Raw genomic sequence first — 12433 nt, 5'->3', positions numbered from 1 at the left:
TCCTCCTTTTATGCTTCATGTGATTTAATAAAATCTATAATTTCCTTAGGATCTTTAGCATCATCTAAAGTTTTAAAGAATTCTTCCATTTCAAATAATTCAACAAGTTCAGACATTGCATGTAAATGACTATTATTATCTACAGCACTTAAGCAAAATATGTATTTTACAGGATCATTATCTGCATGCCCAAACTCAATAGGATTTTCTAAAGTGGCAATTCCTATTGCAATTTCTTTTGTTCCAGCTTCTGGTCTTGCATGTGGCAGTGCTACATGTTTCGTAATTACAATATAGGCACCAGATTCTTTTGCAGTATTAACCATAGCGTCTACATATTCTTCTGTAGCTTTACCATTTTCAACTAGAACGGATGCAGACTGCCTTATAGCATCCTCCCAATTTTTAGCTGGAACCTTTAGCTTTACTAGTGTTTCATTAATAAGATCACTTAACATAAGTCCTTCATCTCCCTTAGATGTAAAATTCTCGATTTGTGTAAAATAAGATAATAATTCATTTGAAAGTAGACTTTCAGAAGTTACTTTTGCATATTTTTTTATTATATGCATAACCTCGTCTATTTTCGGTTGTCTTAAAAAAATATCACCCAATTGAATGTACACTTCACGTGTAATCTTATATTTTTCTTTTTGGGTCATAACAGGACTAACTTTAATTACTGGTACATCTATTTCTAAACCCTCCGCTTTATAATTAGTAGTAAACACAATATCTACATGTTCATCGAAATCTTTTAGTTTAGAGGATTCTAATGGTGATAAAAAGTGTAGTTCTGGAAATAAATTTGTGAGTTCTGCATACAATATAGCTGAACTACCTACACCATTTGAACAAACTATTAATGCTGTTCTTTTTCTAAGAACATCAAATTTTTTCCCATTTGAAAAAATAGCCGCGAAGTGCATTGTTAAATAGGCCAATTCCTCTTCTTGAATTTCTTCTCCAAATAGACCACAGAATTCTTTCATTGCATTGCTTACAATCCTATATACTAATCTATATTCTTCTTTTATTTTTTCACAAAGCGGATTATATATAGGTAGTTTAAATAACATTCTGTAATAAGCTGGTCTGAAATGAGAATATAGTTGTTTGAATATTTTTTCTTTACTTATATAATAAACTCCGCTTAAATACTCAAACTTTGTCATCATTTTGTTCACAATTTCTGAGATTACTCCCCGGTCCATTGTATCTTCTTCAAAATTTCCTACTGATATACCCAAAATCCAAGCACTGATATACATTATATCGTGCGATCTTATCTTATCTTTGCTATTGTATACTTCTAATAATTCTTCAGCAAATCTATACTCCTTCATAGAAGCGATAGCTAAAATATTAGGAATATCTATATTTTCTGAAGTAATCTTTTTCTTTGATAGCATTCTAGCTTTTAGAAAAATGAATATATAAATAAATTCAACTAACCTGTCCTCAACAAAAGTAATTTCGTGTTTTCTTACAAGCTTTGATATAATATCCTTTGCTTTTCCATAACTATCTAATTTATACTCTTTTATAAAAATATCTAATACTCTCGAACCCTCCTCATTAGATAGAGTCTCTAAAATATTTTTAATAAGTATTCTTCTAATTTCCATCTCAGACCCAACTAAATAATAGCCATTTGTACGATTGTTTTTAACTTCAATACCTTTTTTCTCAAGATCCGGTATAAATTCTTTAAAATCAAGAATTACAGTAGATCTACTTACCTTTAGAGAATCTATAAAATGATTAATTGAAATATCCTCTATGTTGATAAAAAGCATTAAATACATATATAAAAGTCGTTCTGCTTTATTAAAGTAGTAAGTGTTTTTAGAATAGTTATTTTTTAGAATTTCTTTAATTACATCCTTTGTCTCTTTTTGAATAATTATATCTTTATTTGCTCCTGAAGTTATTAGTGGAACTTTTTTAACTTTAAACATGTCATTAATTTTATTTAGTCTGTACGTAATTTGTCTTTTTGTAGAATTTGTTTCTTCCTGCAATCCTTTTGTAGTTATCAGTGTACTATTTAATAAAATCTGAAGAATTGATACAATTTCTTTATCCATTTATAATAATCCCCACTTTCTCATTAAGATTAATTATAATCTCATCTTTAGATTTTTATTTTCATCCCCTCCTTGATATTATTTTATTTTAATTGTATATCGTTTTCAATTCAATTTAGGTTCAACTTTTGTCAGCTAATTAGACAAAATTTAAATATAGTTGACAAAACTGTGTGAATTTCTAAGTTCCCTAGCATTTATCAAACACACATCGACAGTATGAGCTTATTTTTTATATCTCTCTTTATCTCTTACCAACAATATTTTTCCTATCAGCTTTTAAAATACCTTATTTAATAATTTCACTTTATATTTTGGTATATAACAATAGAGCTGTTGTTACATACTCCACTTATTGTCTTTATATATTTTAGCTTTAACAACTACTTTTATACAGATCCTACATCATCCCCTTCAAGCTAATATTTTCAAAAATAGAAAAAACTATAAAAATAATATTGTTACAAATGCAAGAATTAGCAGAAAAGTTAGATGCGTATAATGTAGTTAGGGCAATGCCTGGAGTAGGAGATGTTTTAACACCAATATTAATAGGCTCTATTGGAAATATAAGGTGATTCCATAATGGCAAAGCTAATAGCTTATGCGGGCATAGACGCACCAACATTTGAGTCAGGTAATTTTAAATGGACAAGGCAAAAGATATCAAAACGAGGATCTGCATATTTGAGAAAAACAGGATATGAAATAATGACTTCTTTAAATGCCATAAAGCCGATAGTGGATTCAATTGTATATGACTATATGTTAAAGAAAGAATCAGAAGGAAAAGCTAAAAAAGTGTCTAAAATAGCAGGATTGAATAAGTTCTTAAGAATTTATTATGCAAGAGTAAAGGAAGTATATAGCAATGTTAAAAGTAAGCGTCAAAGAATCGACGCGTAGCGTCAGCCTAATTTAAGTGATAAAATATACCCAACGGAAAAGTTTAAATTCTCTGTTGGGTATAAATTTATATGTAAATAATTATTTGGTAGTCTTGGCACACAGTTGATCTGGATTATTTTCTGACCATGGCATACATTTTTCTAGTATATCCCTTTCTTTAATTTCTGAACTAGCTAACACTTCAAATAAATATACTAAATACTTTTCCGCTGCCAAGCCATTGGCTTTAGCCGTTTCAATAATACTATAAAGAAGTGCGCTTGACGATGCGCCTTTTGAAGTCTTAGAAAACATCTAATTTTTTCCACTAACTACAAATGGCTTTATAGCTCTTTCAGCTGCATTATTATCAATTTCAAGATATCCATTCGTTAAGAAAATTCTCAGCAAAAATTTGGTTAGACCGTACATTTCCAATGGTTGAAGAGCTTCCACATACTTTTGTTCCTAGACATCCAGGTAAAAAATTAATAACTATATTTGCTCAAGGAATCTTAGATTCTAATAAAGGTGTAGAAGCCATTAAATATGTTAAGTCCGTATATCCCATAATTCTTTCTGCCCTAATCTTTACCTCCTACTTACCTTGTTGTTCAAAAATATTTGCAAATGCTTGCAATCCTAATGTATAAACTTGTGATCCAAGACCTACAATAATTCCTGTAGCTAGAGGTGAAATAACTGAATGATGACGGAATTCTTCTCTTGCATGTACATTTGACATATGCAATTCAATAACTGGCACTTCTAAAATTGCAAGAGCATCAGCCATACCATAACTATAATGTGTCCAAGCACCTGCATTTAGCATTAAACCATCATAACCTTCAAAATATGCTTCATGAATTTTATCTACAAATTCTCTTTCACTATTTGTTTGAAAATTAGTTACTTCAATATCTAATTCTTTTGCTAAAGTATCTACACTTTGATTAATTTCATCTAAAGTAATAGTTCCATATTGCTTAGGATCTCTCTTTCCAAACATATTATGATTAACACCGTGTAATAACATTACTTTTTTCATTTTAACCATCCTTTCTTTTATAACCATGGATCAATATCCAAATATTCTTGTACTCCATTTTCTTTTACTTGAATTACTTCAATACATAATCCGTCTGATACCTGAAACCAATTATGCCCTTGAGGTAATTCTTTTACATTTCTTGCATAAGCTTTATCTAAAACTTCTTTTTGATTTTCTGTCATAATTCCTAAATGAGCACATCTTCCTTCTGGTCCATCAAAAGATAAATCTTCAATAAGCTGAAGCCCTCCATATAACCACACTTGTCTATTAGGTGCTTCCTTCTGATTTGTCATACGTACATCCATTCCTAACACTTCCTTAAAAAATTCTAAATGCCAGTCTAGATCTTTAACACGTAAAGCCATATGTTCTAAATAAGATGCCATAAAAATCCTCCTTATTGCTTATTAGCATAATCTTTTAACCAACGTTCAATTCCTGTTACACAAGCTACAAGAGTTTCATTTACAGGTGTTGGAATTCCATATTTTTTACCCCATTCAACTACTGATCCATTTATAAAAGTAACTTCTGTAGGACGTCCCATTTCTATACTTTGTAAAATAGATGCTTTAAATGTAGGTGGTAATCCTTCGCTTGCTGCATTCCATGCATATTCTGGATCTTCACTTTTTAGTTTTACTCCTACTGCCTTTGCCACATTTATACCTTCCTGTACTGCTGCAACTGCACAAGCTTTTATTCTAGGTTCATCATAAAGACCACCGTATGGCAACCTTGTTATACCACTTAAAGCTCCTGTTGCTACATTTATAAGAAGCTTATCCCAAATCATACCTGTAATATTATCACTAACTTCACATAAAAGTCCTGCTTTATTAAATTCATCTGCAACTGCTTTTACACGTTCTGTCATCTTACCATCTAATTCACCGATATAAGTGTATTTTCCTTTCACTCCTGCACTTACATATCCAGCTTCTAGTAGAACGCCTCCTACATAAGTTTTTCCCCCTAATACTCTTTCTTTTCCTACTACTTCAGCAATAACTTCTTCATTACCAAGCCCATTCTGTAAAGACATAACAAGTGTATTTGGTCCTATAATTGAGGAAGCATTTTCAATCGCTGTTTTTGTTGCGAAAGATTTTACTAATACAATAACTAAATCTGCATACCCGATTCCCTCAGGACTTGTCTTACCTTTTACATTTACAAAATAATCTTCTTTTCCGTCAGTTAATTTCAATCCTTTTTCATTAATCTTATTAATGTGTTCTTCCCATTGATCAATAAAATAAACTTCTGAACCACCTTTTGCTAAAGTACCTCCTATTGTGCTACCTAAGGCTCCTGCACCTAACATACAAATTTTCATTTATTTATTCTCCTCTCTATACTTATAATCTTTTTAATACATGTTTATCCTATCAAAATCTACATTATTTAAATAAATCTTCAGATAACGTTTTCACTAATTAAATCTTATATTTTAAGATTTAGATAACTATTACAATAATGTAAACTTAAGCGAAATGAAAAATTGTTTAATAAAGCTATTATTATTTATTTTCCATTAGTTATTTTGCGTTTTTTTTCACAAATATAGTTATGCTCTTTCTTATTCTGATAACTAAAATCACACTCCCGTTATCAATTTATATTATACTTATTACGTTAATGTTTTAATATAAAACAAATTGATTTGTATTCAAATTATCTTGCTATTTTATTAATAGGTTTATGGGCTTTTTTGAGCATTCTTTATAGGACACCATAATTATATTGCTTTTTCCTCAAATTATATTGTTGTTTAATAAAAGTATCTTGTTATAATTAAATTACCTAATCAAATAAAGCAGGAGGTTATCATATGTTTTCATATAACTTTGACCAGAAGTTTGAAGATATTTTTGAAGATAATAAATATCCTCAAATGGTAAGACTATGTCATAATTATAATAATCCTGGCTGGACTTATAACTATCACATTCATAAAGATGCAACGGAAATTGTTTATATTGCTGACGGAAAAGCAGAATATACAATAGATATGACAAAATATACTTTAGAAAAAGGACAATTACTTATTCTTGAAAAAGGTATATTGCATTCAATTGCTTCTGATAAAAAAGAACCTATTGATGCCTGGACATGTATCATAAATAACTATAAATTAAAAGCTTTTACAGATGATACACGAATGTTATTTTCAGATATGCACCAAATTATTTCAGCTGGTTCAAATGAGAACTTTATAAAAGGTGTAATGGAAGAAATAAGTTTTTTATGTTTACAAAAAACTCCTTCTGCTAATTTTATATGCAATCTTCTTGCGACTTCATTAGCCTCTGTAGTCTTTGAGCTATTGCCAAAAGAAAAAAAATCTGATAGAAAATTAGAATCTTCTTTTGTAAGAGATATCCTTATATATATTGGTGAACATTACAGAGAGACTATCACAATAAAGCAATTATCAGAAATTTTTCATATGAGCCCAGGACACATAAGCCACTCATTTGCAAAGGAGTATGGAATTTCCCCTATTAATTACTCAATTGATCTTAAAATGTGTGAAGCCAAGTGGTTATTAATTAATACAACAGAATCCCTCACTTCTATATCTGAAAAAATTGGTTACGATAATGCTACTCATTTTACTAATATGTTTATAAAGCGGCTTAATTATTCACCTTTGGAATATAGAAAACTATTTTCATCACAAAATGCAATAAGCGAATCTTATTGTAATGTATAAATATTTACTGAAATTTAAAATATAATATTTAAAAACTTGTAAATGAAAAGGGTTACTTATCTTATTAAAAGTAACCTTTTTCATTTACAAAAATAATATTAGATAAAGAACAATTCAAATATGACTTATTCTGGTAAATCAGTAGATTTTGCAAAATTTTCTCGATATTGTAATGGTGAATAATTCGTTCGTTCCATGAAAAGATTTGTAAAATGATTAGGATTTTCATATCCTACTTTATTTGCTATTGAAATAAGAGAATCTTGTGTATTAATAAGAAGCCACTTTGCATCACTTAAACGGCGTTCAATAACATAGTTAATTGGAGAAATTCCATAAACCTTTTTGAATTCATGGCTGATATGATAACTACTTATATGAAATTGCTCTGACAGTTTCTTTAAAGAAATATGTTTTGAGTAATTTTCATTGATATAAATAATAATGTCCCTAATAAAAGAGGATTTTTTCTGAGCTTTAATTTTAGATGAGTCTTTAAATATATCATAGTATATAGTAATTAAGGTAGAGGCAATCATGTTACATACACATGAAGTGTAAGGTGATTTTTGAATTCGTGCCAAATTCATTTCCACCATGGATCTATGAATAAATTCCCCATGTTTACCTGCTTGAGCAACTGGATGAGTATCCATATGTAAAAGTTGATTAACTTCATTTATGTCTTTAATTGTATAGTCAGTAACACCGCATGTCCATGCATCAATTGGGAATTCATTATTAGAAGCAATTGAATGAATGCATCCACGATCAATTACAAGCACATCTCCTTTTTTCACAGTGTAAATTTCATTATTGATTGAATAAATTCCCATTCCATTTAGAATATATACTAATTCCGTTTCACATTTATGAAGATGATAGTTATAAGTCCAATTAGGATTGTCATGACTATGTGATAACCAAATTGCTTTTGGAGATGAATTGTCTTCGAATATATTAACAATTTCTTTATCAAAATTATATAAAAACATACTTCCTCCTATCATAAATAACAATATAATTAGTAAAAATAGCAAGATAATTTACTAGATAAATGAATTCTATAGCTTAAATAATATATGAAGCAAAAAGAAATAGCAAGATAATTAATAAAGTTAACAAGTCACCTTGTGGTTAATATATTAAATAAATTTATAATTATATATAACAATCCAAAAATTAATTTTTTTAGATTATCCAACAACTAAATCAAAACAAATTATTTAATAGATAAAAAAAACTTATCAAGGAGGAATTAGAGCCATGAAAAAACCAACTAAGATAGAAAAAAAGGTTCCAATTTTAACTGCCGAAGAAGCTGTTTCATATATTAATGATGGAAATACATTAGCAATATGTGGTGCTGGTGGTGGTATTATTGAAGCTACAGAACTAATATCAGCATTAAGAAAACGTTTTTTAGAAACTGAATCACCAAAAAATTTAACTCTTTGGCATTCTAGTGGATTAGGCGATAGAGGAGAACGTGGAATGTCACCTCTTGCAATTGAAGGAATGGTAAAACGTGCTATTGGTGGACATTGGGCACAATCTCCTAGATTAGCTGATATGGCTCAAAACAACTTAATTGAAGCTTATAACTTTCCACAAGGAGTTATGAGTCAGCTTTCTAGAAGTATTGCTTCAGGTCATCCTGGAATTCTTACTCATGTAGGTCTTGGAACTTTCATTGATCCTAGACAAGATGGTGGAAAATTAAATGAAAGAACCACAGAGGATTTAATTAAATTAATGGAAATTAACGGAAGAGAATATTTATTTTATCCATCTATTCCGCTAGATGTTTGTTTTATTCGTGGAACAACAGCTGATGCAGAAGGTTATATTTCATTAGAAGATGAAATATGTTACATGGATGTACTTTCAACCGCTCAAGCAGTTCATAATTCTGGTGGAATTGTAATAGCACAAGTTAAAAGAGTGGTAAAAGAAGGAACAATTCATCCAAAGAAAGTTAAAATACCAGGATATTTAGTTGATGCATTAGTCGTTGTACCAGATCAGAATCAAATGTATAACGGTTCTGACCGTTTCTTATCAGGTGATTATATTGCCGTTACTGGAGAATCAGAGCCAATAAAGCTTGATCAAAGAAAAGTTGTTGCAAGAAGAGCTTTAATGGAAATATTGCCTGGTAATGTAGGTAATGTTGGAGTAGGAATTGCTGATGGAATTGGAGTTGTAGCTAAAGAAGAAGGTGTAGATAAAGAATTTACACTAACCGTTGAGACAGGGCCTGTAGGAGGAACAACTGCACAAGGTATTTTCTTTGGAGCTAGTATCAATGCTCAAGCCGTAATGGATATGCCAGCACAATTTGATTTCTATGGTGGTGGTGGATTAGACGTTGCCTTCTTAAGCTTTGCTGAAGTGGATATGAATGGTAATGTAAATGTTCATAAATTTAATGGCAAAATTGTAGGTACTGGTGGATTCATTGACATTTGTCAGAACTCTAAAAAAGTAGTATTCTGTGGAACATTAAGAGCAGGAGGATTAAAAACTTCCATTGGAGAAGGCAAAATGATTATTGAACAAGAAGGTAAGTTTGAAAAGATGTTAGCTAAGTTAACAGATATTACGTTTAATGGTCTCGATGCTGTAAAACGTGGACAAGAAGTTGTGTTTATTACTGAACGTGCTATTTTCCATCTGGAAGAACGCGGTTTAGTATTAACAGAAGTAGCACCTGGTATAGATATGGAAAAAGATATCATTGAACAAATGGGCTTTAAACCAATTATCTCTGAAAATTTAAAAGAAATAGATAAAAAAATATTTATAGATACACCTATGAATATACGTGATGAATTTATAAATCGCTAACAATTAAAATTTTAATATAAAAAAGATGAGGAGAATAACTATGAATAATTTAAAAGTACCTTTCGAAATTGGAGACACAATATCTTATACAAAAACAATCAGTGAATCAGATGTATATCTTTTTGCCGGTATCACTGGTGATTTTTCACAAATGCATATGAATGAAGAATTCATGAAGACTACAATGTATAAAACAAGAATAGTACACGGAGTATTAACTTTTGCTCTTGGTTCCACAGCATCTACATTAATTCAAACACAAGCAAAAGCTGAGATTCCAAGTGTATCTTACGGATATGACAAGCTTCGTTTTATCAAACCTGTTTACATGGGAGATACTGTAACAGCTGTATACACAATTAAAGACATTGATAATGAAAACTTAAAATCTTATGCAACTGTTGAAGTATACAATCAAAATAAAGAAATAGTAGTTGCTGCAACACATATTTTAAAATTCTTTCCTGTAGAAGGTAACTAGATATAATATGCCATTATTGAACAAGCGTTGTTAAAAAACTAATTAATTAGTTCTTTAACAACGCCCTTTTGATTTATAAATAACTATCTGGCGACAATAATAATTAATCCATAATATGTAAACATAAGTTTTAAATCTTTTCTACAACTAAAATAATTTTTCAGATATGTTTTCTGAAGATAAGTAATGATTATGGATCAATTACTTAATAACTACATAATTTAATTTATGCAAATTTCCCTCGTAGTATGTCTTTTTCTTCTTGAATAAGTTTAATTTTATAATTGGACCTAAACAACTAGATTGTTGTTTAACTTACTAAATATATCAGTATATTCCTAACCTCTCTTACAAAGATAATACACTTGAGAATATTATAAAAAAAGAGTTATAATCAGAAATTAATGAAATGTTAAGTATCTTAAAAGAGAAGGATAGAGAATTGTTTTACAAATTGTATATAGAAGAAAAAGAAATAAGCTTTGAAATCCACCAATAAATTTCATTTTAATTTTAGTCCCCAATATATTACATATTAACAACTTTACTTATAAAATCAACCTCAGTATTTATCAATGTATATGGTGAATACTCCTTATAACTTTCTAAGTAATTTAATGTTACTATTTGTACACCACGTTCTAATGTTGTTACTGTTAAATATTTAGATGCGTATTTTTCCTTCCTGTCTAAAATCAATAATATTTTCACAGTATTCAATAAAACAACTCTTTTTAATCATTTCTACATATGTCCATATAAATAATAAAACTAATTTTATATTATTTTACTTATAACCACAAAACATAAGCTGGAAATATACCTTAAATTAGATACTTCCAGCTTACAACTTGTTATTGAATAAATTTCTTTCATGAGATTGATTAGATCATCATAATTTTATTTGTAATTATGTCTTTTATATCGTAAAAGCACTTTTTATTCCTCAAGTGATTTTGTCCAATCTTTTCCTAAAAATAGTCTACAAAAGAATCCACTTGCTTGTGCTAATGAAAATGCAAGTGCTAGTCCATAAGCAAAAAAGAATATTAATTGTAATGAACCTATAACTGGTGCATTTGCAGGTTGTATCAAAAAAGTAAAAATGGTTTCAACAAGACCTATCAATACAATAGGCGCCATTCCAAATGGAGTTTTACCTAAAAGAATCGGATGAACAGCTAGTATTGCAAAAACTATAACTGTAGTTAAAATTCCAAAAGTTAATTCAGGAGACCATCCAGCTGCACTCATTACACCAGCTAAATATTTAAATATTATCCCCCATATAGCTCCACATACATAGCTTAAAAACATTGGTGGTATTAATTTACATTGAACACCCAAACAAAAAAACAATATAATTGGAATAAATGCCATCCAAGTATACGATACATAGGGTGTTAAAGCTTGGAAAGGTATTAATAAAACGGTAATTAATATTCCTCCAAGTATAGCTTGAATAAAAAGAGCCTTATTTTTTGTCGACATTACTATTTCCCCTTTCCTTTTGCTTTAGAACCAGTTATCTTTTTCTTCTCTATAAACATCGGGTAAGATACGTGCTAAGTTTGAAAATTCTTTAACATTGTGGTTTAATAAGCTTACTGGTCCAATCGATGGAATTTTAAAGCCTTCTGGAATACATTTAACTGGTTTACCATCAACAATCTGCCATCCAAACCAAAAACGCGAACGTAATTCTGAACCGCCTTCTACAGGACGTAAAAAATGAGTCATAACTACAGGTACATCTGGCATATCTCCACCGCCAATAACTTGTACATTAGCACATACTAATGCATTGCAAGCTTCTGTTCCAATTTTACTCATATCATATCCAAGGTCAGATGGCTTTTTAAAACTTATTCTAAGCAAATCAATATTTCCAGTGCCAATGTCCTCCCAAATATTATGGACGCTATCCCAATGTCTCTCTTGCATAGTTAAACTCATATCTCTTGAATGTGCTGGATCATCTAAATAAACATCGTAGTGATCTTCATTATCCCAAATTGCATAACGTAGACGATCTAATGGATGCCATGCAAACCACCAATCAAACATTTCTCCATCTATATTTGGAAAAAATGTTCTATTTGATATTAGAGCTGTACCATCATCCAGAAGCCACCATCCAAATTCTCCTGGTAAATCTCCTGACTTAAACAAATCATTTCTATCATGGATGCTTAATGCTGTTGAATTATCATAAGGTTCTGATGTAATTAAATCATATTTATCCTGCGCTCCTACAGAACACTCTTCTTGATAGTACTTGAAATACCTTTTCTCGCGATCATTATTTGTTACTGGAACTTTCTTTGCCATATTGAACACACTCCTTTAAA

At 30.0% G+C, this 12433-nt stretch carries 12 protein-coding genes and 2 pseudogenes; 5 read left to right on the top strand and 9 right to left on the bottom strand.

Annotated features, from left to right (window positions below; translation table 11 throughout):
- Positions 1–8: 8 nt before the first annotated feature.
- On the bottom strand, positions 9–2090 hold the full coding sequence (locus L3B98_RS03745) for a BglG family transcription antiterminator (protein WP_238915669.1): 2082 nt from the start codon (positions 2088–2090) through the stop codon (positions 9–11).
- 585 nt (positions 2091–2675) lie between these two features.
- Here L3B98_RS03745 and L3B98_RS03740 point away from each other — a divergent pair.
- Complete coding sequence (locus L3B98_RS03740; RefSeq protein ID WP_343073594.1) at positions 2676–2996, top strand: transposase; 321 nt, start codon at positions 2676–2678, stop codon at positions 2994–2996.
- A gap of 81 nt (positions 2997–3077) precedes the next feature.
- Here L3B98_RS03740 and L3B98_RS28825 read toward each other — a convergent pair.
- Positions 3078–3377 (bottom strand): annotated as a pseudogene (locus L3B98_RS28825) (transposase); the annotation flags it as partial.
- 8 nt (positions 3378–3385) lie between these two features.
- On the opposite strand from L3B98_RS28825, the pseudogene L3B98_RS03725 reads away from it, so the two are divergent.
- Positions 3386–3550: pseudogene (locus L3B98_RS03725) on the top strand (flavodoxin family protein); the annotation flags it as partial.
- A gap of 26 nt (positions 3551–3576) precedes the next feature.
- Here L3B98_RS03725 and aroQ read toward each other — a convergent pair.
- The 3 genes from aroQ to L3B98_RS03710 are packed head-to-tail and all read right to left on the bottom strand — an operon-like array spanning position 3577 to position 5371.
- On the bottom strand, positions 3577–4026 hold the full coding sequence (gene aroQ, locus L3B98_RS03720; RefSeq protein WP_238915668.1) for a type II 3-dehydroquinate dehydratase: 450 nt from the start codon (positions 4024–4026) through the stop codon (positions 3577–3579).
- Between the two features lie 17 nt (positions 4027–4043).
- A complete protein-coding gene (locus tag L3B98_RS03715; RefSeq protein ID WP_015395076.1) occupies positions 4044–4418 on the bottom strand; it encodes a VOC family protein in 375 nt (124 codons plus the stop codon).
- Positions 4419–4429: 11 nt separating this feature from the next.
- The gene (locus L3B98_RS03710) at positions 4430–5371 is read right to left on the bottom strand and encodes a ketopantoate reductase family protein (RefSeq protein WP_077366175.1); all 942 of its coding nucleotides are present in this window, start codon (positions 5369–5371) and stop codon (positions 4430–4432) included.
- Positions 5372–5866: 495 nt separating this feature from the next.
- On the opposite strand from L3B98_RS03710, the gene L3B98_RS03705 reads away from it, so the two are divergent.
- Complete coding sequence (locus L3B98_RS03705; protein ID WP_238915667.1) at positions 5867–6751, top strand: AraC family transcriptional regulator; 885 nt, start codon at positions 5867–5869, stop codon at positions 6749–6751.
- Positions 6752–6876: 125 nt separating this feature from the next.
- Here L3B98_RS03705 and L3B98_RS03700 read toward each other — a convergent pair whose 3' ends face one another.
- On the bottom strand, positions 6877–7746 hold the full coding sequence (locus L3B98_RS03700) for an AraC family transcriptional regulator (RefSeq protein ID WP_238915666.1): 870 nt from the start codon (positions 7744–7746) through the stop codon (positions 6877–6879).
- 271 nt (positions 7747–8017) lie between these two features.
- On the opposite strand from L3B98_RS03700, the gene L3B98_RS03695 reads away from it, so the two are divergent.
- On the top strand, positions 8018–9601 hold the full coding sequence (locus L3B98_RS03695; RefSeq protein ID WP_238915665.1) for a CoA-transferase: 1584 nt from the start codon (positions 8018–8020) through the stop codon (positions 9599–9601).
- 40 nt (positions 9602–9641) lie between these two features.
- Entirely contained in the window at positions 9642–10082 is a 441-nt protein-coding gene (locus L3B98_RS03690) for a MaoC family dehydratase (protein WP_015395081.1), read from the top strand.
- A gap of 528 nt (positions 10083–10610) precedes the next feature.
- Here the strand turns inward: L3B98_RS03690 and L3B98_RS03685 are convergent.
- The 3 genes from L3B98_RS03685 to L3B98_RS03675 all read right to left on the bottom strand — a co-directional run bounded on the left by L3B98_RS03685 (position 10611) and on the right by L3B98_RS03675 (position 12413).
- Positions 10611–10793 carry a DUF6718 family protein gene (locus tag L3B98_RS03685; protein WP_238915664.1) on the bottom strand — a complete coding sequence of 61 codons (183 nt, stop codon included), beginning with the start codon at positions 10791–10793 and terminating at the stop codon, positions 10611–10613.
- A 228-nt stretch (positions 10794–11021) separates the two neighbouring features.
- Positions 11022–11573 carry a DUF1097 domain-containing protein gene (locus tag L3B98_RS03680; RefSeq protein ID WP_238915663.1) on the bottom strand — a complete coding sequence of 184 codons (552 nt, stop codon included), beginning with the start codon at positions 11571–11573 and terminating at the stop codon, positions 11022–11024.
- Between the two features lie 24 nt (positions 11574–11597).
- Positions 11598–12413, bottom strand: coding sequence for a hypothetical protein (locus L3B98_RS03675; protein WP_077366180.1), 816 nt, complete (start codon positions 12411–12413; stop codon positions 11598–11600).
- Between the last annotated feature and the right edge of the window lie 20 nt (positions 12414–12433).

The sequence above is a fragment of the Clostridium sp. YIM B02555 genome (assembly GCF_022320955.1).
GTDB classification, from domain to species: Bacteria; Bacillota; Clostridia; order Clostridiales; family Clostridiaceae; genus Clostridium; species Clostridium saccharoperbutylacetonicum.
The sequence above is the reverse complement of the archived record's forward strand: the minus strand, read 5'-3'. Positions and strand labels throughout refer to the sequence as shown.